Below are 24,714 nucleotides of genomic sequence, written 5' to 3'. Positions count from 1 at the left end.
ACTTTCTTGAGCAACAGGCTCTGACGCCGCTTCTTGAGGCTCGGCTATCGCATCCGCCAGCGCGTCTTCTTCTGTGTACTCTGGCAGCTCAAGATCCGTAAGGTCGCTCTCGTCTTCCTTTTCTTCTTCTAGAGGAGGCTCGTTAATTGAAGCAAGTGCATCTTCTTCACTGAATTCAGGCAAGGCTTGCTCGTCAATCGCTTCAACACTTTCTTGAGCAACAGGCTCTGACGCCGCTTCTTGAGGCTCGGCTATCGCATCCGCCAGCGCGTCTTCTTCTGTGTACTCTGGCAGCTCAAGATCCGTAAGGTCGCTCTCGTCTTCCTTTTCTTCTAGAGAAGGCTCGTTGATTGAAGCAAGTGCATCTTCTTCACTAAATTCAGGTAAGGCTTGCTCATCAATCGCTTCAAAACTTTCTTGAGCAACAGGCTCTGACGCCGCTTCTTGAGGCTCGGCTATCGCATCCGCCAGCGCGTCTTCTTCTGACTGCTCTGGCAGTTGGACTTCGGAAAGCTCGCTCTGTGACTGTTCTTCTAGCGATGGCTCATTAAAGGAAGCAAGGAGATCTTCTTCTTCGAACTCCACTAACTTGTCATCGTGGAGCTCCTCAACATGGTCTTTTGCCGATGATTCTGCTGAATTGGTTTGAAGCGGCTCAACATCAGCTTGGCTTGGTTCTTCGTCTTCTAGCTCACCAATGTCCCAGTCTTCATCTTGTGGAACTCCAAATTCGTTAGGGCTGACTTCTGGTTTGCTAACCTGTGCGGGTTCTATTTTTTCCGGGGATGTCGAGCTGCTTATTAGAGGTTGCTCCTCATTCGGCTTCAGATCCGGATAACTTGCCCCTTCAATTTCTGGGTTAAAATCAAATGAGTCGTCGATAAATTCTTCATCGATGTCGCCATCAACCACTCCCATCTGTTCATCATCCAGTAGAGGATCTTTTTCAGGAGCGGCACTTAGCAGATCGTCAATGAAGATGTCGCTGTTAAACTCGGAATCTTCAACGCTATCGTTTTCATTATCCAAAAACTCGCTATATTGCTGTTCGGTCTCTTCGATATTCTGAGCATGCTGCTCGATTTCCAGCAACTCTTCAAATAATGCCGTACCATCTTCTTCAGCGAGACTATCCTTATCTTCAGCACCTTCTTGCTCTTGGTCTGCCTTTTCAAACTCAAGTGATTCAGAACCATTGTCAGTAAATAGTTCGTCCAATAGCTCTGTACTATTCTCATCCAGCTCGGTTTCAATGTCGGATTCCGTAGTTTCTTCACCCAATAACTCATACAGAGTTTGATCACCAGTGAAGTCAACATCATCAATATCTTCTTCGCTCGAAGCGATGTCTTTATCGGGCTGCACAAGTTCTTCAAGTAAGTCGGTGCTTTCCGATAAGTCTGTCTCGCTCTCTTCATCATCACCGAGTAGCTCATCGAGCAGTTCGACACTGTCACTATCAATTGCTAGGACATCTTCATCTTGCTCTTCTAATAATTCATCCAGCAGCGCTGTTTCAGTGGAGGAATCAGTTTCTATTGAGGTGAGGTCAGATTGCGCTTCAATCGTTGCGAATAGATCATCAAGTTCACTATCCGACGCTAGCTCTGCTTCTTTTAAATCGAAGTTACCGCCGGTTTTTGCTAGCTCGGGCTCTTCTGAATCCAAGTTGAAATCATCTTCGGACTCATCCAATAATGAATCAAAGTCAAAACTATCATGATGATCGTCATCACTATTGGCGGCAAACAAATCGTCAAGTAGCGATTGATCTAAAGTATCGCTTCCGAGATCTTCAGCTTTATCATCTCCAGCCAATAACGCGTCAATGTCGTCTTCAGAAATGGAATCATCATCATCGGATAAATCAAATTCTGTTTCGCCGTCATCTTCATCTAATAACGCTTCGTCTAAAGCTCGCGCCATCTCATCGAGACCGACAGCTTTTTCGTCAGCACCAACACTGATGCCGTTACTGCTAGCGGTCAAATCTTCTAAATCCGCAGCAAGATCACCATCATCGCCGATACTCGCAAATGGGTCTTCGCCATCTTCACCTTCGAGGTTGAAGTCTAAATCTGTATCGTCTAAATCGGCAAAAATGTCCGATTCTTGCTCAGCATTGTCATCGATTTCATCATCCAGTGTGATGTCGTCACCAAATAACTTCTCACTATCATCAGACTCACCAAACAAGTCATCATCCAGCATTAAATCATCGTCAATATCTTCAAGGCTGCCAGCAGCCATTGGCGTTATGGGCTCTTGATTACCTTGAGTGACAACAGGCTGCTCCGTTGGCTTGGATCGGCGGCCAAGCAACATCACAACCAGTAAACCAATTAACAGACCAGGAATAAGGGCGAGAGCGGCGACCAACCAAGAGTTGGAAAGCAGTTGATCAAGTGCACTTGGTGCAAGCTTTTGCGCCTCTAATGCTTTTCTACGTTCTTCATCAAGTAGCTTTTCAACTTCAGAGCGAATGCGGTTTTCGTCACCGAGTTCTCCTTTGAGTGCATCGACTTCAGATTGAACATCTGCCAGCATCAAACGTAACTTATGATTTTTCTCTTCAAGCGCCAGTAATTCAGTATCAGATTTCGCAACTTGTGTGCCAATATCTTTTAGCACAGGTTCACTCTTCGTCTTTTCAACAACTGGTTGAGCGACAGTAGAGGCAATTGTTTTTTCAGGCAAAGCTGTAGAAGCAGCAGTAACAGGCGCTGTTGGCTGCGCCGTATTAGCATTCAATTTGGCTTGATGCGCGGCCATGATATTGACCGCTTCTTGGGTGGGCGCACTATTTACCTGTGCCAATGATGGAACACGTAAGTTGCTACCCGGGATCAAACTGTGAATATTTTGATTTTCGAACGCCTGAGGGTTTAGCCGATAAATGGCCAGCAGGGTTTGTTGTACAGTGACGTTATTCGATGGGCGTAGTCGAGTGGCAATAGACCACAAAGTGTCGCTGTCTAAGGTTGGCCCAAAAAACGTCGATGGTTGGCTATTAGCCGGCTGAAGATTACGAGTTTGAGTGAGATTTTCTGAAAATTGAGGAGAAGACTGGATCTCACCATTCGGCCCAACCAGGCGAATGCTCTCGGCACTAACGATAGAAGTCTGAGTCACGGCAACCATTGCTATCGGCAACAGTAGACGCTGAAAAATTTGACGCATATAAGGCTCAGCTATGTGCTTGGAATGAATAAATACGATGATCTGTTTAATATATCGGATAACGCTAGCAAAACTATAGGACGCAAGGTAAAAAATGTGTCACGACTACGATAATCGCAGGAATCTCACACATTTTTCCCCGCTAAGTGAGCTTGCTCAGACAAAAACAGTACCATAATAAAAAGAAAGGCCAGCATTGGCTGACCTTTTTAAATAGTACTTAAGCTTACTCTGCGTCTATTTTTGCCCAAGTGTCACGTAGACCCACTGTGCGGTTAAAAACCAACGCTTCTGGTTTAGAATCTTTCGAGTCAGCACAGAAATAACCCATGCGCTCAAACTGATAACCTTGCTCCGCGTGTGCCGACACCAAACTAGGCTCAACAAAACCATTAATTTTAACCAATGAATCTGGGTTAATGGTTTCGGCAAAGTTGTCAGCCGCCGCCGGGTTGGGAACGGTAAATAGGCGATCATACAAACGAATTTCAGCTGGCAAGGCTTTATCGGCGGATACCCAGTGAATAACACCTTTCACTTTGCGTCCATCAGCCGGGTTTTTACCCAGAGTATCCACATCGTAAGTACAGAATATTGTCGTAATATTGCCTTGTGCATCTTTTTCAATGCGCTCTGCTTTTATTACGTAAGCGCCGCGTAATCGAACTTCTTTGCCTAGCACTAAACGTTTGTATTTCTTGTTGCCTTCTTCACGAAAATCTTCACGTTCAATCCACAATTCGCGAGTAAATGGAACTTCACGTTCGCCCATTTCAGGCTTGTTTGGATGATTTGCCAGCGTTAACGTCTCGACTTTACCCGCCTCAAAGTTTTCTATCACCACTTTTACAGGGTCAAGAACCGCCATGGCGCGAGGCGCATGTTCGTTTAAGTCTTCACGGATACAAGACTCTAACGAACTGAATTCGATCATATTTTCCTGTTTTGTCACACCTATGCGTTTGCAAAACTCACGAATCGATGCTGGTGTGAATCCACGGCGGCGTAAACCTGAAATCGTCGGCATACGTGGGTCATCCCAACCATCCACTAATTTTTCCGTAACCAGCTGGTTTAGTTTACGCTTAGACATTACCGTGTATTCAAGGTTTAAACGGCTAAACTCATACTGATGTGGTCGACAATCAATCGTGATATTTTCCAACACCCAATCGTACAGACGGCGGTTATCTTGAAACTCTAGGGTACAAATTGAGTGCGTGATCCCTTCCAAGGCATCCGAGATACAGTGGGTAAAATCGTACATTGGATAAATGCACCATTTGTTACCCGTTTGGTGATGCTCAGCGAAACGAACACGGTAAAGCACAGGATCGCGCATCACCATAAAGGATGATGCCATGTCAATCTTGGCACGTAGGCACGCTTTGCCTTCTTCGAAACCACCAGCGCGCATTTTCTCAAATAGGGCTAGGTTTTCTTCAATGCTGCGATCGCGGTACGGACTTGGCTTACCTGCTTGAGTCAATGTACCTCGATATTCACGGATCTCTTCTGGACTGAGCTCTTCAACATAAGCCAGACCTTTTTGGATCAGCTCAACCGCGTATTGGTATAGTTTGTCAAAATAATCTGACGAATAACAAACATCACCAGACCATTGGAAGCCGAGCCATTTCACGTCGGCTTTGATTGACTCAACGTACTCCATATCTTCTTTTTCAGGGTTTGTATCGTCAAAACGTAAATTACACTGTCCCTGATAGTCCTGAGCAATACCAAAGTTTAAGCAGATAGATTTAGCATGACCGATGTGCAGGTAACCATTTGGCTCGGGCGGAAAACGAGTATGCACACTTGTGTGTTTGCCATCCGCTAAATCTTTATCAATGATTTGGCGAATAAAATTCGATGGACGAGCCTCAGCTTCACTCATCTATAGCACCTCAAAATTATTTAGTATCGTCAGAAGATTTTTCTGTATGTAAGAGCAGTAATGCTTGCAGAAACAGAAAGTTTGTCGCTAATGATCCACAATTATCCGCTCTTGCACAATAAAAAGTGGGCATTTCCTGCGATTATTTCAAGACATTGCCTTTTGTCTGGCTAGGCTAAGCAAAATTTCAGGCAAAGGGCGTAAGAAATAGGCAAAAGCTACCGTTGTGGGCAGCCTTAAATTTGAATAGCGCTCATTTGATGAATAAGAAAAACCTCTGCATGAAGCAGAGGCTTTAAAATAACCTAATCATCCGTTGCGATTAAGACTAAGGAAGTTTCACGCTAGAAAGATCTTCGTTTGCATTGATAGACTTCATCTCACCAGCAACGATTTCAGCAAGAGGGCCTAAGATAACTTGTAGGTTATTAGTACCCAGTTTCACCACACCCATAGCACCCAATGCTTTTAATGTTTTCTCGTCGATAATACTCATGTCATTGACAGATAAACGTAAGCGAGTGATACAAGCATCGATGTTAGATAGGTTGCTGTGACCGCCTAGAGCTTTAAGATATTGTTTAGCGAGCTCAGAAGACTCTTTCGCGCCTGATACTTTGCTATCGCTGTCGTCATCTTCGCGACCTGGTGTTTTAAGGCCAAATTTCAAAATAACGGTACGGAAAATCACATAGTACAGAGCAAAGAACACAATACCTTGAACTATTAGCATGTACCAATTAACCGCCAGTGGGTTACGTGATGACAATACCATATCCACAAGGCCTGCAGAGAAACCGAAACCCGCAATCCACTGCATTGAAGCAGCAATGAATACTGATAGCCCCGTCAATGCTGCATGCAGTACATATAGTGCAGGAGCAAGGAACATGAACGAGAATTCTAGAGGTTCAGTTACACCGGTAAAGAATGAAGCAAAACCAGCTGCAATCATAATAGAAGCAACTTTCTCTTTATTCTTCGCTGTAGATGTGTGGTAAATAGCCAATGCCGCACCAGGTAGACCGAACATCATAATAGGGAAGAAGCCTGCTTGGTACATACCCGTTACACCTGGGATACCAGTACCCTCAGCGATAGATTTTGCACCACCTAAGAAGTTAGGAATGTCGTTAATACCCGCAACGTCAAACCAGAATACTGAGTTCAGTGCGTGATGAAGACCAACAGGGATTAGCAAGCGGTTAAAGAACGCATAGATACCTGCACCCGCAGAACCTAGACCTTGAATCGATTCACCAAACGATACTAGACCACCATAAACATGCGGCCATACATACATCAGAACGAAGGCGATAAAAATACCAGCAAACGACGTCAAAATAGGTACTAGGCGTTTGCCAGAGAAGAAGGCTAATGCTTTATGCAGTTCTACAGTAGAGAAGCGATTGTAGATTTCAGCAGAAACAATACCTACTAAAATACCAACAAACTGGTTGTTGATTTTACCAAAAGCAGCAGGAACTGCGCTTGGATCAATACCTTGGATCTGTGCAACGGCTCCTGGAGAAAGTAAAGTCGTCACGACTAAGAAACCAACAAAACCCGACAATGCAGCAGCACCGTCTTTATCTTTAGACATACCGTAAGCCACACCAACAGCAAACAGTACAGACATGTTATCAATGATTGCAGCACCTGCTTTAATCAGGAATGCAGCCAAGGCACTGTTTGAACCCCACCCATTTGGGTCGATCCAATAACCAATACCCATTAGTATCGCGGCAGCTGGCAATGTGGCAACTGGTACCATCAACGCCTTGCCTACTTTTTGAAAGTATCCAAGAATATTCACCTTAAGTTCCCCCTATAGGATTTAGGATTTTTTGTATTTGGTTGAGCCACTTATTTTAGTCGCTCAATTTAGTCAAACTCAGTTTATGATATTAATTTTGCTCCGCAAATTAAAACCTTATCATTTGTGATCATAATCACCACAATCTGCCAAATACCAAGGTTTTTGCTAGCGAGATCATAAAACTTATTTTACAATTAAAAAAAATGGAAATTAGGCGATAATATTTGCCTGTTTCATCGTCGAATAGCATGTAAGCTAAACAACCCCGACTGGCTTTTTTCGTATAAAATGCAAACTATAACCATCAAATAACCCAGTCAAAACGAGCACTTAATTTTAATGTCATCCAGCATTGGCTGTTTGCTAGCAAGATAATTCGCGACCTAATTGAAGTAAGAAAAGAAAGCACCGTACTGGCACATTCCACCTTTCATTTCGTCGCCTCGCCAAATTTATAAAATATTGATAGATAAGGATTTGATGATTATGTACGCACTAACTAACTGTAAAATCTACACTGGCAGTGATGTGCTAGTTGACCATGCTGTGATTATCAACAACGAGTTGATTGAAGCGGTCTGTCCTATTGCGGATTTACCACAAGATATAACGACACAAGATTTAAGTGGTGCAAACCTAAGCCCAGGCTTTATCGACCTGCAATTGAATGGTTGTGGCGGTGTGATGCTGAATGATGAAGTAACCGCGACTACGATGCAGATCATGCATAAAGCCAACCTAAAATCAGGATGCACAAGCTTTTTGCCAACGTTAATCACCTCTTCAGACGAAGACATGCGCAAAGCGATTTCTGCCGCACGTGAATATCACTCTCAATATAAAAACCAATCACTGGGTTTACACCTTGAAGGGCCATATCTTAATGTGATGAAAAAGGGCATTCACAGTGTGGATTTCATCCGCCCTTCAGATGACAACATGATCGCCACTATGTGTGAAAATAGCGATGTGATTGCTAAAGTGACATTGGCGCCAGAGCACAACAATCCAGAACACATTGAACGTCTGGTGAAAGCTGGCATTGTGGTATCGATTGGTCACACTAACGCAACTTATACTGAAGCACGTAAAAGCTTTGAATCAGGCATCACCTTTGCCACACACTTATTTAATGCCATGACGCCGATGGTTGGACGTGAACCCGGTGTCGTTGGTGCAATTTATGACACCCCAGAAGTTTATGCTGGCATTATTGCTGATGGCTTTCATGTTGATTATGCTAACATCAGAATTGCTCACAAAATCAAAGGCGAAAAGCTTGTATTAGTGACCGATGCCACAGCTCCTGCAGGCGCTAACATGGATTACTTTATTTTTGTCGGTAAGAAAGTATATTACCGTGATGGTAAGTGTGTTGATGAAAACGGCACACTGGGCGGCTCAGCACTCACTATGATTGAGGCAGTGCAAAACACTGTTGAGCACGTTGGTATCGCATTGGACGAAGCTCTGCGGATGGCGACTCTATATCCGGCAAAAGCAATTGGTGTGGATCACAAACTAGGCCGAGTTAAAAAAGGCATGGTGGCGAACCTCACTGCATTTGATAGAGACTTCAATGTTCAGGCGACGGTTGTTAACGGACAATACGAGCACAATTGATAATGAATGGCGGACAAATAGGTAACGTAGATTTAGTCAAACAACTCAACAGCGCAGCAGTGTACCGATTGATCGACCTACAAGGTCCGATATCTCGTATTCAAGTTGCCGATGTGAGCCAACTTGCTCCAGCAAGTGTTACAAAAATAACCCGCCAACTTCTAGAACGCGGCCTCATTAAAGAGGTCGCACAACAAGCCTCTACTGGCGGACGTAGAGCCATCTCCTTAACAACCGAAGTCGCCCCTTTTCACTCTGTCGCCGTACGTTTAGGCCGAGATTACATTCAGCTCAGCCTGTATAATTTAGGGGGCAAAGAACTCGCGTCGGACTATCACGAGTTTCACTATTCTCACCAAACACAATTAATTGAGGGACTCCTTTTCCACCTCAATACCTTTATCAAACAACAGCAAGAGCGAATCGAACAGTTCATTGCCATTGGTATTGCCCTACCCGGCTTAGTCAACCCAGAAACGGGTGTCGTAGAATACATGCCCAACATTGCTATTGATGCACTCGCTTTAGGTGACATCATTCGTGATAATTTTCATGTTGAATGTTTTGTTGGCAACGACGTGCGCGGTATGGCGCTTGCCGAACATTATTTTGGTGCCAGCAAAGACTGTCAAGACTCTATCCTAGTCAGCGTTCACCGAGGAACTGGTGCTGGCATTATCGTCAATGGTCAAGTATTCCTAGGCTATAACCGTAACGTGGGTGAAATTGGTCATATCCAAATCGACCCACTCGGCGAACAGTGTCAATGCGGAAATTTCGGCTGTTTAGAAACGGTAGCCGCAAACCCGGCTATTATATCTCGTGTTAAAAAACTGATTGCTCAGGGCTATGAATCTAGCCTAGCGAATATAGAGAGCATTACCATCAATGATGTATGTGAGCACGCCAATCTCGGTGATGAGCTAGCAAAACAGAGCTTAATTCGAGTGGGTAATCAACTCGGTAAAGCCATTGCGATGACCATCAACTTGTTCAACCCACAAAAAGTGGTAATTGCAGGTCAAATTACAGCCGCTCAAGAGATCGTATTCCCCGCGATTCAACGAAATGTAGAGAATCAATCACTCAAAACTTTCCACACCAATTTACCCATAGTTGCGTCGCAGATTGATAAACAACCAACCATAGGTGCATTTGCTATGATTAAACGGGCAATGTTAAATGGTGTTTTACTTCAAAAATTACTTGGCGATTAAGCAACCGATTGAATTATAATAAAAGGCTGTGTCGTCATGACACAGCCTTTTTTATAACCAAAACATTATTTTTAAACCAAAGCATTACTAAAGGAATTTATGGAACTTATCCTAATTTCAACGGCTTTTTTCGCAGGGTTTATTGCCTTGAAATGCAATTTACCTCCGTTGGTTGGCTTTTTAGTTGCTGGGTTTGGCCTTAATGCCGCTGGCTACCACAGCAGCGATACCATTCTGACCCTAGCCGATCTAGGGGTTACCTTATTGCTGTTCACAATTGGACTTAAGCTAGAGATTAAAACCTTACTTGCGAGAGAGATTTGGGCTGGTGCCACGGTTCATAACCTCCTTTCGACAGGGATTTTCAGCATTGCTTTATTGATATTCAAATATTTAGGGGTTAGCTCTCTGGCCTCGATGTCAATTGAACAATTAGTTCTGCTTGGTTTTGCTTTGTCATTCTCCAGTACTGTTTTTGCGGTGAAATCACTGCAAGAGAAAGGAGAAATGAACGCGACATACGCCACTATCGCCATCGGTATTCTTGTGATGCAAGATATCTTTGCTGTCATATTTTTAACCGTCTCGACAGGAAAACTTCCTCACTGGTACGCTGCCACTTTATTGATCCTACCCTTTATGCGACCACTATTTTACAAACTGCTCGACTGGGTTGGTCACGGTGAAATGCTTGTTCTGTTTGGTATATTTTTTGCCTTAGTGGTCGGAGCAGGATCATTTGAATTGGTTGGGATGAAACCCGATCTTGGTGCTCTGATTTTAGGCATGCTGCTAGCAGGCCATCGCAAAGCATCTGAGTTGTCAAAATCACTCTTTAATCTAAAAGAGCTGTTTCTCGTCTGCTTTTTCCTCAACATTGGACTATCAGAACAGCCCACAATGACTGGGTTTGCGCTCGCATTGTTGCTCTTACTGCTGCTTCCCATCAAAGGTATCCTCTATTTTTGGGTACTCAACCGCTTTAAATTCCGAGTGAGAACCTCACTGTTAGCCACCTTGTCTTTATTCAATTTCAGTGAATTCGGACTGATTGTGGGGGGGCTTGCTTTCAAAATGGGATGGATGTCGGGTGACATATTGGTCGCACTGGCCATTGCGGTATCCATTTCATTTGTAATCGCAGCCCCAATAAGCCGTAAAGGCCATGAACTCTATCAACATTCACGGCAATGGCTAAAAGAACATGCCGCTGAAAAACTCAACACCAAAGATCAATTAATTAATCCAGGCCATGCCCAGGTACTCATATTAGGGATGGGCCGCATCGGTACCGGTGCATATGATGAGTTGCGCTCTCGTTATGGCAAAATAAGTTTAGGCATAGAAGTCCGAGAAGAAGTTGCTCATGATCACCGCTCACAAGGGCGCAATGTTATTGCTGGTGATGCAACCGACCCTGATTTTTGGGAGCGCATTCTAGACACTGGTAATGTAAAACTCGTACTGCTTGCTATGCCGCATCATCAGGGTAACCAAATCGCGCTATCGCAGTTACAACACCGTAATTTTAAAGGACAAATCGCAGCCATCGCCGAATACCCAGACCAATTGGAATCACTATTGGAAAGTGGTGTTGATGCGGCATTCAACATCTATAGCGAAGCGGGTAGCGGTTTTGCCCGTCACGTATGTAAACAGCTCCAACCTAATTTTACTAAACCGTAATAATATCTAGGTAAGCCATCGCAATTTTTAGGTAAAACATTGTCATTTCTATGCCCAACTCAATACGGCCCCAGAGCTTAGTTGGGCATAATTTACCCACCATCGCTCAAAAACAGAAAACAAATAGAAAAAATTCACACAAAGCGCACATTAATTAAATAAAATTCACCAAGATACATCTTATGTGATATTAACGACACCATATGGTTGCTTTTTTTAACCAGAATGGCAAATTAGGTCCAACAGATTAAAAATCATCAAAAGGAAGTTGTATGTGTTCTATATTTGGCATTCTTGATATTAAAAGTGATGCAACAGCGTTACGCCCAATAGCGCTAGAGATGTCTAAAAAAATGCGTCACCGCGGCCCTGACTGGTCTGGTATCTATGCTTCAGAAAAAGCAATCTTGGCTCATGAGCGCCTTTCTATTGTCGGTTTAAACAGCGGCGCACAACCACTTTACAGCCCAAATAAAAAGCACATATTAGCGGTCAATGGTGAGATTTATAACCACAAAGAAATTCGTGCTCGTTACCAAGGTAAATACGATTTTCAAACCGACTCTGACTGTGAAGTGATATTAGCGCTTTATGCAGACATGGGTGCCGCGCTGCTTGAAGAACTCAACGGCATCTTTGCCTTTGTGCTCTATGATGAAGAAAAAGATGAGTACCTCATCGGGCGTGACCATATTGGTATCATTCCTCTTTACCAAGGCCATGACGAACACGGTAACTACTACATTGCATCCGAAATGAAAGCTTTGGTAAGCATTTGCAAAACTATCAGTGAATTTCCTCCTGGTAGTTACTACAGCTCGAAAGAGGCAGGTGCACAACGCTACTATATTCGAGATTGGAATGAATATGCGGCAGTCCAAGGCAATAGCAGCAGTAAAGAAGAGCTAAAACAAGCATTAGAAGCGGCCGTGAAGCGCCAACTGATGACAGATGTACCTTATGGTGTTTTGCTTTCTGGAGGATTGGACTCTTCAATTACGTCAGCCATTGCGAAACGTTACGCTGCAATGCGAATTGAAGATGATGAACAATCAGAAGCATGGTGGCCACAGCTTCACTCTTTTGCGGTGGGTTTAGACGGTGCCCCAGACCTTAAAGCGGCTCGCGAAGTTGCTGAAAAAATTGGCACTGTACACCACGAAATGACTTATACCATCCAAGAGGGTTTAGATGCTATTCGTGATGTTATTTACCATATTGAAACGTATGACGTGACGACAATTCGAGCCTCTACTCCGATGTATTTGATGGGGCGAAAAATCAAAGCTATGGGTATCAAAATGGTACTTTCCGGCGAAGGAGCGGATGAGATCTTCGGTGGTTACTTATACTTCCACAAAGCACCAAACGCGCAAGAATTCCACGAAGAAACTGTGCGTAAACTGCTGGCGTTGAACTTGTTTGACTGCGCTCGCGCTAATAAATCTTTAGCGGCTTGGGGAGTGGAAGGACGCGTTCCTTTCCTAGACAAAGAGTTTATTGATGTTGCAATGAGGCTTAACCCTGCTGACAAAATGTGTGGCAATGGCAAGATGGAAAAACACATTCTACGTGAGTGCTTTGAAGATTATCTGCCAGCCTCGATTGCTTGGCGTCAAAAAGAGCAATTTTCCGATGGTGTGGGCTATAGCTGGATTGACACACTAAAGAGTGTTGCTGAAGAAAAAGTTACCGATCAACAGATGGAAACAGCAAAATACCGCTTCCCATATAATACTCCAGCGACAAAAGAAGGGTATGTTTACCGCGAGATCTTCGAAGAGCTGTTCCCGTTAGAGTCTGCTGCACAATGCGTTCCTGGAGGTCCTTCTGTAGCTTGTTCTTCCGCCAAAGCAATTGAGTGGGATGAATCCTTTAAAAATTGTATTGACCCGTCAGGCCGAGCTGTCAAAGCGGTGCATAATGAAGCGTACTAACCAAAACGCTGGCTAATAAAGTAAATAAAAGGCGCAAAATGCGCCTTTTATGTGTCTAAAGAGCTTACTGTAGAGAGTCAATCACGAATCTAATTCTAAATGCTTATTATCAATGCTCATCGGTATCACTTGGCTGATCATTTTAACCAGCATAATCGATCGCGTCTCACCATCGGGCTCTTGGTAAATGGCATCAATTCCTGAGAACTGCCCACCCTTAAGTCGAACTACCTGCCCTTTTTCTGGAATATTGAACGATGCTACCGGTAATTTTAACTGGTCGAGTAACTTCAATTCCTCGATCAAATCACTGTCCAACTCCTTCGGATGTGAACCAAATCGGATGAAATCAACCACACCGCGAGTAGAGCGCACACTAGTAAAGGTTGGGCCAATTTCAAAATCAAAGTAAATGAACATATAGGAGGGAAAAAGTGGCTCTTTGACAACTTGCCGCTTACCCCGAAGAATTCTCTCTAGTTCAATTTCTGGGTAGAAACATTCGACACCTTGGTTTTCAAGGTGTGCTTTAGCACGCCTCTGATCGCCACGTTTACAATACAACAAATACCAACGTTTCATTTTATTCCTAGCTACTGCTTTTCTTTTTCTTGAATCCTAACACCATCCTCCTCCTCAATAAACGGCTAATAAACTGAACACAAAAATAAACCCTTAATGTCCGAACAAGGCAAATTCAAATAATCAGTAATGAAAGATAAGTTTTCATAACGCAACAAAACTTTGAGCATTGATAGACATGCATTTTAAAAACAATGAGTTAGTTAATAATACCAGAATAAAATACTGATTTTACTCATTGCGATACGCTAAAAGCCCATGTATATCTAAAGCACAATTTTTCTCATCTCAAATACTAATAATTCTTATGACAAACCAACATCAATACTTTGGGCACCCAAGGGGCCTATTTTTACTTTTTGGCACAGAGCTATGGGAGCGTTTTTCGTATTATGCGATGCGCGCCATTTTGGTACTTTATCTTACAGACGCAACGATGAATGGCGGTCTAGGTTGGTCGACTAAAGATGCTCTCGATCTTTACGGCACCTATACAGGGCTAGTCTACATCACACCGCTTATTGGTGGTTACCTTGCAGATAACTACCTTGGGCAACGCCGTTCTATTTTATTGGGTGGAGCGTTAATGGCCATTGGCCAATTTACGCTGGCACTGCCTGCAGATGTGCTAGGCATTGGCTCTCTACACACTTTCTATTTAGGCCTTGCACTGCTTATCTGTGGTAACGGTCTATTTAAGCCCAATATCTCAACAATGGTTGGTGACCTATATAATGAAGGTGATAACCGTCGTGATGGCGCGTTCACCATCTTCTACATGGGGATCAATTTAGGTGCGCTACTTGCTGGTGTGATCTCTGGTTCAGTTACTAACTCATTTGGTTGGAAAGCCGGTTTTGTGGCCGCTGGTATTGGTATGCTGATCAGCCTTGTGATGCAAATGGCAATGGCTCAATCATGGCTTGGTAATATTGGCCGCGAACCAGCAGCTAAGCGCGATCTAAAACTGAAAAAATCAGCAAATAAAGAACCACTAACGAAAGCAGAAGTAGATCGTATCAAAGTTATCCTTGTGATGAGTTTGTTTACTATTGTTTTCTGGGCGGGTTTCGAACAAGCTGGTGGTTTAATGAACATTTACACGCAGCAATACACTGATCGTATGATGGGCGGTTTTGAGATACCTGCGGCTTGGTTCCAATCGTTAAATCCATTTTTCATTATTACTCTTGCCCCTGTATTAGCCGTATTATGGGTAAAATTAGGTAAGCGTGAACCAAACTCGCCAATGAAGTTTGCATTAGCGATGTTCTTCTTAGCCCTAGGCTTCCTATGCATGGTTGGTGCGGTTATGGAGCAAGGTGGTGACACTACCGTAAAAACATCAATGCTATGGCTTGTCGGTGCCTTCTTCTTCCATACCTTGGGCGAACTGTGTCTATCACCAATTGGTCTATCGCTTGTCACTAAACTAGCCCCACTACGCCTTGCTTCATTAATGATGGGAGCATGGTTCGGTTGTAACGCAATCGCGAATTATGTAGCAGGCCATGTAGGTTCTCATGTGGGAGAGCTTGGTGCGATGGCTATCTTCAGCGGTATTGCAGTAACAGCAACCATTGGCGGCGTCATTTTACTGTTGTGCTCTAACACGCTCGTTCGTTGGATGCACGGTGCAGAAAGAGCCACAAGCTACGCTGAAGAAATTGAGGAGCAACAAGCTCAGTTGGTTTAGCTTCAAATATACCTAGTGGTAATTCAAGAATAATAATGACAAACGGTCACGCTATAGTGACCGTTTTTGTACCAGAAAAGAATTCAACTCATCAGTGCTTAACTAAGGAAGCCATCATTTCTATATGCATTGCCGAATCATTTAGGCACTCAATGTAGGTAAACAATTCTCCACCAGCATGTATAAAGGTTTCTTTACCTTGCTCAGCTATCTCTTCTAGGGTTTCTAAACAATCCACCGAGAAGGCGGGTGTGATGATATCCAACTTTTTAATACCGCGGCTTGGCAGAGCCTCTAATGTTTTATCCGTATAAGGCTGTAGCCACTCTTCACGTCCAAAAATAGACTGATAGGTCATACCGATTTGGTCAGCATTCAAACCAAGTTCTTGTGCCAAAAGTTCTGTGGTTTTTTGGCAGTGCTGTGGGTAGATATCACCGTTATCGGCATATCGCTTAGGGATACCGTGGTAGGAACAAAGCAAATAGTCACCTTGCCCGTTACGTTGCCAAGAGTCACGGACTTTACTCGCCAAAGATCGTATATAAGCAGGGTGATTATGATAATCACGAATAAAACGTAAATTGGGCGTCACAGGGATACGTTTCATCGCTTTGGCAAGGCCATCAAACACGGCAGCCGTAGTAGTACCAGAATATTGAGGGTACAGAGGCAGCACCACAATCTCTTCAACACCACGCTCCAATAATGTGTTGATACCCTCTAAAAGGCTTGGTGAACCATAGGTCATACCAAGTTCCACTGGTGTACCGAGATACTGTTCTAACGCTTGCACTTGGCGTTTAGAGTACACCATCAAAGGAGAGCCTTCTTCCATCCAAACAGATTGATATAACTTAGCAACCTTGGGGGCTCGCAGCGGAAGAATCACACCATGTAATAATGGACACCAGATCCAACGACTCATATCAACCACACGCTGGTCATGTAAAAATTGGCTTAAAAATCGTTTTACTGCCGATGCCGTCGGTTCACTCGGCGTTCCCAAGTTAACCAATAGCACACCCTGTTTTTGATTATTTTGCATTACTTCCATTCATCCATTTCATTGTTAATTATTGAGTACGAATTTGCGGTAGGAAAGTTCATAAAAAAAGCGACCTTTAGGTCGCTTTCACTATAACAAAGTTAACAAGCCTATACTGAGCCAATTATGCTAATGCTTTCTCAATATCAGCGCTAACTTGAGCAACTGGCTTAGTGCCATCAAATTTTAGGTATTTCGTATTACCCATTTGTGCTTCTTTACCGTAGTAAGTGATCAGTGGCGCTGTTTGCTCGTGGTAAACACCTAAACGAGCACGAACGGTTTCTTCTTTGTCATCATCACGAACGACAAGATCTTCACCTGTTACGTCATCTTTACCTTCCACTTTTGGCGGGTTGTAAATGGCGTGGTAGGTACGACCAGAAGCCAAGTGAGCACGACGTCCCGCCATACGCTCAACAATAACGTCATCGGCAACATCAAACTCAATCACATAGTCAACATTAATACCCATTGCTTTTAAGCCATCAGCTTGAGGAATCGTGCGAGGAAAACCATCGAGTAAAAAGCCCTTTTCACAATCAGCTTGGGTGATGCGTTCTTTGATTAAGCCAAGGATGATTTCATCAGAAACAAGTTGACCAGCATCAATCACTGATTTCGCTTTTTTGCCAAGTTCAGTACCTGCTTTAATCGCAGCACGTAACATATCACCAGTAGAGATTTGTGGAATACCGTACTTCTCCATGATGAATTGAGCTTGAGTGCCTTTACCTGCACCGGGAGCACCTAGAAGAATGATGCGCATGTTTAATCCTCTTTAGAAAATTATGATTTATACCGAAGCTCACAACCAGATGAGACTTAAAACCAACGGTAAGTTTCGGTATAACGGTAATGAGATGAGTGAATAATAATTCGGCGAGCAACATACACAGCTTACCGATCGCATTCAAGCGATGCATTCTAACATACAAATTTAAGCGACTAACCAGATTAAGACTAAAGAATATAATCTTGGCCGGATGTTCGCTGCAAGTTTGCCTAAAATATCGCTCGTTCTCAGCAGAGAATCGCTATTCAAAGCAAAAAGCTCGCAGTTGCGAGCTTTTTGTTAGCCAGTTAGCTATTCAACCTTAGTCAAAAGCTGATTAATTGCGGTTAAGAATTGTGACGGATCTTCCATCGAACCACGCTCAGCAAGCGTCGCTTGACCTAGTAAAACTTCAACCCAGCGACCAAATACTTGCTCATCCGCTTCATCGGCCATCCGTTTCACTAACGCATGTTCAGGGTTAAGTTCCAAAATATACTTCACCTCTGGTACCGGTTGACCAGCCGCAGCAAGCAATTTTGCCATCTGCGTACCCATCTCATAATCGTCGGTCACAACAACCGCTGGAGTACTTGCCAGTTTAAAAGTAGTTCGAACCTCTTTGACACGATCGCCAAGGTACTGCTTCGTACGTTCAACCACCGATTTAAACTCTTCTTCAGTCTCTTTATGCTTCTCTTTTTCCGCTTCATCTTCGAACTGGCTCAGATCTAGCCCTGCTTTGGTGATGGATTGGAACATTTTTCCATCAAACTCAGTGAGGTAGTTCATCAACCACTCATCAATGCGATCAAACATTAAAATAACTTCGATACCTTTGGCTTTAAACTGCTCTAGGTGTGGGCTATTTTTGGCCGCTGCATAGCTATCGGCGGTGAGGTAGTAGATTTTATCCTGCCCCTCTTTCATCCGTTCAACATAAGCCGCTAAACTAACCGTTTGCTCTGCTGAGTCAACCTCGGTCGAGGCGAAGCGCAATAGGCTGGCGATCTTCTCTTTATTAGCAAAATCTTCTGCAGGCCCCTCTTTGAGTACCAAACCAAACTCTTTCCAGAAGGTTTGATATTTATCAGCATCATTGCTCACCATACGTTCAAGCATGGTCAATACACGCTTGGTACAAGCATTACGCAATGATTGAGTCACCTTGTTATCTTGTAAAATCTCGCGTGAAACATTAAGCGGTAAATCGTTTGAGTCGATTAAGCCACGTACAAAGCGCAAGTAGGACGGCATAAATTGCGCAGCATCATCCATGATGAATACACGCTGAACATAAAGTTTCAAGCCTGATTTATGATCACGATTCATCATATCCCAAGGTGCTTTCGCTGGTATATAAAGTAGGCTGGTATAATCGTTTTTACCTTCTACACGGTTATGGCTCCACACCAGTGGGTCAGCATAATCATGGGAAACGTGCTTATAGAACTCTTGATACTCTTCATCACTGATTTCTGACTTAGAACGCGTCCACAACGCCTGTGCTTTGTTGATTTGTTCCCACTGGGTCTCTTCAGTCTCATTACCTTCGTCATCACGCACCTTGGTTTGGATAGAAACTGGAATTCCAATGTGGTCTGAATATTTAGAAATCACATCACGCAGACGCCATTCAGAAAGGAACTCTTTGCCTTCCTCTCGCATGTGCAAAATGATATCGGTTCCACGAGACTCTTTATTAATGCTTTCGACTGTATATTCACCTTCACCTTGTGAATACCATTGAACCGCTTCGTTAGCGGGTAAACCCGCAGCGCGAGTTCTTACAGTGACCGCATCAGCGACGATGAAGGCCGAGTAAAAACCCACCCCAAACTGACCGATAAGCTGAGAGTCTTTAGATTGATCTTGGGATAGTTTAGAGAAAAACTCCGCTGTGCCGGATTTTGCAATCGTACCGAGATGTTCAATGACATCTTCGCGGCTCATACCAATACCGTTATCTGAAATGGTCAGCGTATTCGCTTGGGTATCAAACGATAATTTAACGCCTAAGTTGGCATCACCTTGATATAAATCGGCATTAGACAACGCTTGAAAACGAAGTTTATCCGCAGCATCAGAGGCATTTGAAATTAATTCGCGGAGGAAGATCTCTTTATTGGAATAAAGAGAGTGAATCATAAGATGAAGTAACTGTTTGACTTCAGATTGAAAACCACGAGTTTCTTTATTGGTAGTAGCCGTTTCGCTCATACTAGCTCCATAACATCTGAGTTATTTTCATTCACACACAGAGTGTGCAACCAAGGATGATTTGCTAGTAAGATGAGGCTGGCAATTGTAAATTCAAGGTCAATAATCATAAAAACACTGTTTTTTTCATTTATTTTGATTATGCTTGCCGTAATTTTTATCAAAGAAAATAAAAACTAGCATAATGTTTCATCAATTGCTTCCCCAAGCAGGCTAGGTTGATGGACGGTTAAACATGCCAACAATAAGAAGATTATCATGAGTAACATAGGCACAAAATTCATCCTTGCTAACCGATTCACGTTTGATCCCAATAGTAACTCTTTGCTTGAACAAGAAAACGAACAAGAGGCTGTTCGCCTTGGTAGTAACGAAAGTCGAATTCTACTTCTACTTTGTGAACGCCCAAATGAAGTCATTACACGCCATGAACTGCATGAGTTTGTGTGGCGTGAACAAGGTTTTGAAGTTGATGACTCAAGCTTAACTCAAGCGATTTCAACACTTCGTAAGATGTTGAAAGATCAAACTAAATCACCAGAATTCGTTAAAACCGTGCCAAAACGAGGTTATCAAATGATCGCCTCGGTGACTCGAGCAACCCCCTACTCACAAAAAAACACCACCAACGAGCCTGAAGAGGAACCGTTACTGGCCAGTGAGTCTATCCAAGACATTGACGCGGACACCACTTCGCAACCCGAAGAGACAACATCCCAAACCGTGACGACAGATCCACTCGCGAAAGTAAAAATAGGGAAAGAAAAGTTAACACTGCAAAGCAAATTGATGTTGGTTGTGGCTCTTTTCTTACCTATTCTGGCTCTCCTATTGACTAGCCCTGCACAATCAAAATTTAAACAGATTGCGGTTTATAACAACATAGTTGTGAATACGCCCATCAATCATCCAGACCTAAACAAATGGTTACCTTCTATTGAAAAATGCGTAAAAAAATACAATGAATCACATACTGGAGAACTGGCACCTAAGCAGGTGATTGCGACTGGTGGTCAAAATAATCAGCTCGTATTGAATTACATCCATAGTTCTGAGTTCTCGGGTGAAAATGTCACTTTACGAATTTTAGCTAACCAAGATGATTTGGCCAACGTGTGTAAATAAGGGCATAAATATGAATCCAAAAGTGGCAACCCTCATCTTAGCTATCTCTGCACTATTCAGTAGTTGGTTATACTGGGGCAGTGATTTAAAAATAGAACAAATCCTAACGGCGCAAGAATGGCAATCTAAAATGGTCACTGTGGTAAAACGCAGTCAACAGAATGATTCTGTTGGGCCAATCCGTCGGGTTGATGTCAATTCGAATGTGAAATATTTACCTAACGGTACTTATATTAGAATGTCAAATGTGAAGTTATTCGCCGTGGGTGGTGAAAGTGAAAGTTTCATTAATATCTCAGAAACCGGCACCTGGGATATCAGTGATAGCTACTTATTGATATCGCCTAGCGAATTTAAAAACATTAGTTCTAGTCAAAGTAAGGACTTTACCCCTGAGCAACTAGAACTGATTACTCAATTTTTCAAGATGGATGCTCAACAAAGTCGACGTATTGATGTCGTCAATGAAAAAACATTATTGCTCACCAGCCTAAGCCATGGTTCGACAGTGCTGTTTATCAATTAGCCATCGAGTAATCTGTAACTTCAATGAAGGATCGAAAAGGTCCTTTGTTGCGAATGGCCCTTACTTCTTCACAAAAGGTACACCATGGAAAAAGCCAATATTGAGATCTACTATTGCCGCCAGTGTAATTGGATGCTTCGAGCCACTTGGCTAAGCCAAGAGTTACTGCATACTTTTAGTGAAGAAATTGAATCTGTGCGTCTCTACCCTGATACAGGGGGACGATTTGAAATCATGTGCAATGGGCAACGTATTTGGGAACGTAAACATGATGGTGGTTTCCCTGAAGCAAAGGTTCTTAAGCAACGAGTCAGAGATATCATTGACCCAGAGCGAGATCTGGGTCATTCAGACAACAGGTAAATCAGATAGCGACCGGTTTAAGAGCTAGTCGCTAAACGATATTGCGCCAGTTGTTGTCCCTCTAGCCCCATGACTTGAAATAATCCATCCGTATAAATAGCGTAGCTTGGGGGAAATTCATTACGTGGAAAGGTCGCGGACCCCGGGTTGACAATAATGACATCATCTTGACCTTGCGCCATAGGGATGTGCGAGTGGCCATGGATCAAAACATCACCTTTTTTTAATGGTGGCCTATTTTGAGCATTATATTGATGGCCATGCGTTAAGAAAAAACGAGTTCCTGACTCCAAAACTACCCAACAAAAATCCATCATCATCGGAAAGTCGAGCAGCATTTGGTCGACTTCGCTATCACAATTGCCTCTGACCGCCACAATATGCGGCGCCCATCGATTCAAGCACTCCGCCACTGCGGTCGGATTATACCCATCAGGTATAGGATTACGCGGACCATGATTTAAAAGGTCTCCTAGCAGTACTAAAGTGTCTGCACCTGACTGTTCAAATAGACTGAGCACTTTTTCAGTAGCAGGCAGTGAACCGTGTAAATCCGAAGCAAAAAACAACTTCATACTTTTATCTCCGTATTTTGGAGCTACAGATTGTACGAATTTCAGCACACTTCGTCATCTTTAGTTATGGATAAACATTGTCATTTATCACCACAAACAATTCACGTATGCTAAATAAGTTTCCTATATTAGGTTAGATGGCAAACAAGCATCGCCACTTAACCAACATGGCTATCGTTCTCATCACCACCATTTAGGTGATATCGCACAGACCAATGAGGTAGAAACATGAAAATACTATTAACGGGAGGGACTGGCTTTATCGGTAAAGAGCTGATGAAACAGATTTTCACGCACAATATCTACCTCCTCACGCGCGATATAGAGCGAGCTAAGCAGCAGCTCGCCCATGTAGACAAAGGTAGTATCACCTACCTGACCTCCCTAGCGAGTTTAAAAGACGCGAATCAATTTGACGCCATTATCAATCTTGCAGGAGAACCGATCGCCGACAAACGTTGGAGCAAACAGCAAAAAGCGATCATTTGCGCTAGTCGATGGGAAATAACAGAGCGGTTAGTTGAACTCATCCATGCCAGTACTGAACCACCCTCCGTTTTCATCAGTGGCTCGGCCGTCGGCTATTATGGTGACCAACAGTCTCATCCGTTTGATGAAACATTACATGTGCACCAACAAAGTTTTCCTCATCACGTTTGCGAAAAATGGGAGCGCATCGCACTCCAAGCGCAATCAGAAAAAACTCGAGTGTGCCTATTGCGTACGGGGATCGTGCTCGCTAGCGATGGTGGTGCTTTAAAGAAAATGCTGCCACCTTACCGTTTAGGCTTGGGCGGCCCTCTTGGTAAGGGTGAGCAGTATATGCCATGGATCCACTTATTAGATATGGCACGAGCGATAGCCTATTTATTAGACACGCCACATGCACAAGGTGCTTTTAACCTCTGTGCTCCACATCCCGTACCTAATAAGCATTTTAGCCAGCTATTGGCGAAAACATTACGTCGACCACACATACTATTCACTCCCAAATGGGTTCTAAACCTTGCAATGGGTGAAGCGGCTGTTTTACTGTTTGACAGTATTAGAGCAAAACCTAAAAAGCTAACCGAGCTAGGATTTCACTTCCAGTTTTCACACCTAGAACCTGCGTTGAAAAATATATTACAACATCGTGCTTAACCAAAACTGGCCTATATTTTTTGTGAATAGCAAGGTATACGATAATGACAAAAGCGATACTTATCAGTGGATAAACCGACGGTTGCATAAAGTAGCACAACCAACTTAATTGTCATTAATTCGTAACATTCATGTAACATGATACAACTCTGGATATCCCAGTTAATCCAATATAAAGCGTTACATGTGGTACGACGAATATGACATTACACCAATTAAATTGGCTCAGTGTCGGTGTTGCGCTGACACTATTCTTAATATTATAAACACCTTTGCTTGCCCTCTCTTTGAGAGATAAAAAACGCTACTTTAACGGTAGCGTTTTTCATTTGCCCTTGATATTCCAATTTTTACCCCTATTTCTAAGACTATAAACTTGATTATCGCAAGGAAAATATCATGCAATCACCTTACATCGTTGAGGTCAATCAGCACAACTTTCGAGAGGTGTTCGAACGCTCAGTTGAGACTCCCATTCTCTTTTATTTTTGGGCACCCATGAATCAAGAGAGTGTACAACTCATTCCTGAATTACAAAGCGTAGCGCAACAACACAGTGGCGCATTCACATTGGCTCTTCTCAACTGCCAGCAAGAACAGCAAGTGGCAGCACAATTTGGTGTTCAAGCCCTGCCAACAATCGCTCTGTTTATTAATGGTCAAGCGGTCGACGGCTTAGCAGGCGCTCAGACCATAGAAACAGTGAATACAATGTTAAGCAAACATTTACCAAGCCACGATGAAGTTGCGCTACAGCAAGCCTTAACACTGATAGAGCAAACACAACATTCGCAAGCACTACCTTTGCTACTAAGTCTACCTGACGATATGAAAGCAAAAGCAGAGGTCAAACTGGCCCTCGCTGATGTATTTCTGGAAACTCAGCAGTATGAAGCGGCAGAAACAGAACTGGAACGCATCCCACTAGAGTATCAAGATGGTTACTACAAAGGCTTAATCGCCAAACTGGAGCTGCATAAGCAAGCCGCTGACAGCCCAGAGATTCAGGCATTAGAAGAGATTTTTTCCGCTGAGCCAAACAACGCTCACATAGCAAGTGAGTTAGCGCTTCAATATCATCAAGTTAACCGTAATGAAGAAGCTCTCGAGCTGTTATGGTCATTTTTACAAAGCGACCTCAATTGCCTCGATGGCGAGCTCAAAAAAGTGTTTATGGACATTTTAAGTGCTCTTGGACAAGGAAATAGTGTGGCAAGTCTCTATCGCAGAAAGCTGTATTCACTATTATATTAATAATATCAAGCAATTAAACTGGAAACGTTCTGCTTTGATTGTTAAAAA

The 24,714-nt window shown here is 43.2% G+C and carries 18 protein-coding genes; 10 read left to right on the top strand and 8 right to left on the bottom strand.

Annotated elements, in window-relative coordinates; genetic code table 11:
• The 3 genes from AACQ79_RS00825 to nagE all read right to left on the bottom strand — a co-directional run.
• Positions 1-3,180 (bottom strand): FimV/HubP family polar landmark protein (locus AACQ79_RS00825; RefSeq protein WP_170899555.1); only part of this gene is annotated, 3,180 nt, incomplete at its 3' end.
• A gap of 226 nt (positions 3,181-3,406) precedes the next feature.
• Complete coding sequence (glnS, locus tag AACQ79_RS00820; RefSeq protein ID WP_088732089.1) at positions 3,407-5,077, bottom strand: glutamine--tRNA ligase; 1,671 nt, start codon at positions 5,075-5,077, stop codon at positions 3,407-3,409.
• 328 nt (positions 5,078-5,405) lie between these two features.
• Positions 5,406-6,893, bottom strand: a complete 1,488-nt coding sequence (gene nagE, locus AACQ79_RS00815) for an N-acetylglucosamine-specific PTS transporter subunit IIBC (RefSeq protein WP_013857296.1) — start codon at positions 6,891-6,893, stop codon at positions 5,406-5,408.
• Between the two features lie 489 nt (positions 6,894-7,382).
• On the opposite strand from nagE, the gene nagA reads away from it, so the two are divergent.
• From nagA to asnB, 4 genes are all read left to right on the top strand, one after another.
• Positions 7,383-8,519 carry an N-acetylglucosamine-6-phosphate deacetylase gene (nagA, locus tag AACQ79_RS00810; protein ID WP_026028957.1) on the top strand — a complete coding sequence of 379 codons (1,137 nt, stop codon included), beginning with the start codon at positions 7,383-7,385 and terminating at the stop codon, positions 8,517-8,519.
• Between the two features lie 2 nt (positions 8,520-8,521).
• Entirely contained in the window at positions 8,522-9,736 is a 1,215-nt protein-coding gene (gene nagC / locus AACQ79_RS00805) for a DNA-binding transcriptional regulator NagC (protein ID WP_026028126.1), read from the top strand.
• Between the two features lie 99 nt (positions 9,737-9,835).
• Positions 9,836-11,422 (top strand): cation:proton antiporter family protein, encoded by a 1,587-nt coding sequence (locus tag AACQ79_RS00800; RefSeq protein ID WP_017045500.1) that lies wholly within the window; start codon positions 9,836-9,838, stop codon positions 11,420-11,422.
• Between the two features lie 272 nt (positions 11,423-11,694).
• Positions 11,695-13,359 carry an asparagine synthase B gene (gene asnB, locus AACQ79_RS00795; protein ID WP_017045499.1) on the top strand — a complete coding sequence of 555 codons (1,665 nt, stop codon included), beginning with the start codon at positions 11,695-11,697 and terminating at the stop codon, positions 13,357-13,359.
• Between the two features lie 81 nt (positions 13,360-13,440).
• Here asnB and rfaH read toward each other — a convergent pair whose 3' ends face one another.
• Positions 13,441-13,941: a transcription/translation regulatory transformer protein RfaH gene (gene rfaH / locus AACQ79_RS00790; RefSeq protein ID WP_013857303.1), complete on the bottom strand. Its 501-nt coding sequence runs from the start codon at positions 13,939-13,941 to the stop codon at positions 13,441-13,443.
• 307 nt (positions 13,942-14,248) lie between these two features.
• On the opposite strand from rfaH, the gene AACQ79_RS00785 reads away from it, so the two are divergent.
• The gene (locus tag AACQ79_RS00785; RefSeq protein WP_026028956.1) at positions 14,249-15,637 is read left to right on the top strand and encodes a peptide MFS transporter; all 1,389 of its coding nucleotides are present in this window, start codon (positions 14,249-14,251) and stop codon (positions 15,635-15,637) included.
• 91 nt (positions 15,638-15,728) lie between these two features.
• On the opposite strand, the gene hemH is transcribed toward AACQ79_RS00785, so the two are convergent.
• From hemH to htpG, 3 genes are all read right to left on the bottom strand, one after another.
• Positions 15,729-16,694, bottom strand: a complete 966-nt coding sequence (gene hemH / locus AACQ79_RS00780) for a ferrochelatase (RefSeq protein WP_170899554.1) — start codon at positions 16,692-16,694, stop codon at positions 15,729-15,731.
• A gap of 115 nt (positions 16,695-16,809) precedes the next feature.
• Entirely contained in the window at positions 16,810-17,454 is a 645-nt protein-coding gene (gene adk / locus AACQ79_RS00775) for an adenylate kinase (protein WP_013857306.1), read from the bottom strand.
• 318 nt (positions 17,455-17,772) lie between these two features.
• A complete protein-coding gene (gene htpG / locus AACQ79_RS00770) occupies positions 17,773-19,680 on the bottom strand; it encodes a molecular chaperone HtpG (protein ID WP_170899553.1) in 1,908 nt (635 codons plus the stop codon).
• Positions 19,681-19,938: 258 nt separating this feature from the next.
• On the opposite strand from htpG, the gene AACQ79_RS00765 reads away from it, so the two are divergent.
• From AACQ79_RS00765 to AACQ79_RS00755, 3 genes are all read left to right on the top strand, one after another.
• Positions 19,939-20,805 (top strand): winged helix-turn-helix domain-containing protein, encoded by an 867-nt coding sequence (locus AACQ79_RS00765; protein ID WP_017045495.1) that lies wholly within the window; start codon positions 19,939-19,941, stop codon positions 20,803-20,805.
• Between the two features lie 10 nt (positions 20,806-20,815).
• Complete coding sequence (locus tag AACQ79_RS00760; RefSeq protein ID WP_026027495.1) at positions 20,816-21,331, top strand: regulatory protein ToxS; 516 nt, start codon at positions 20,816-20,818, stop codon at positions 21,329-21,331.
• Positions 21,332-21,415: 84 nt separating this feature from the next.
• Entirely contained in the window at positions 21,416-21,694 is a 279-nt protein-coding gene (locus AACQ79_RS00755; protein ID WP_017045494.1) for a SelT/SelW/SelH family protein, read from the top strand.
• A 17-nt stretch (positions 21,695-21,711) separates the two neighbouring features.
• Here the strand turns inward: AACQ79_RS00755 and yfcE are convergent, their stop codons facing one another.
• Positions 21,712-22,269 carry a phosphodiesterase gene (gene yfcE, locus AACQ79_RS00750; protein WP_026028124.1) on the bottom strand — a complete coding sequence of 186 codons (558 nt, stop codon included), beginning with the start codon at positions 22,267-22,269 and terminating at the stop codon, positions 21,712-21,714.
• Between the two features lie 228 nt (positions 22,270-22,497).
• Here yfcE and AACQ79_RS00745 point away from each other — a divergent pair, with 228 nt between their 5' ends.
• Together AACQ79_RS00745 and AACQ79_RS00740 are read left to right on the top strand one after the other, a co-directional pair.
• On the top strand, positions 22,498-23,412 hold the full coding sequence (locus tag AACQ79_RS00745) for a TIGR01777 family oxidoreductase (protein WP_013857312.1): 915 nt from the start codon (positions 22,498-22,500) through the stop codon (positions 23,410-23,412).
• A gap of 399 nt (positions 23,413-23,811) precedes the next feature.
• Positions 23,812-24,666 carry a thioredoxin family protein gene (locus tag AACQ79_RS00740; protein WP_170899552.1) on the top strand — a complete coding sequence of 285 codons (855 nt, stop codon included), beginning with the start codon at positions 23,812-23,814 and terminating at the stop codon, positions 24,664-24,666.
• The last annotated feature ends 48 nt before the right edge of the window (positions 24,667-24,714 follow it).

Origin of the sequence: Vibrio sp. 3-2(1), assembly GCF_963887575.1 — a bacterium.
Taxonomy (GTDB): domain Bacteria; phylum Pseudomonadota; class Gammaproteobacteria; order Enterobacterales; family Vibrionaceae; genus Vibrio; species Vibrio anguillarum.
Note: the sequence above shows the minus strand (reverse complement) of the source record. Positions and strands in the feature narration are given on the sequence as shown.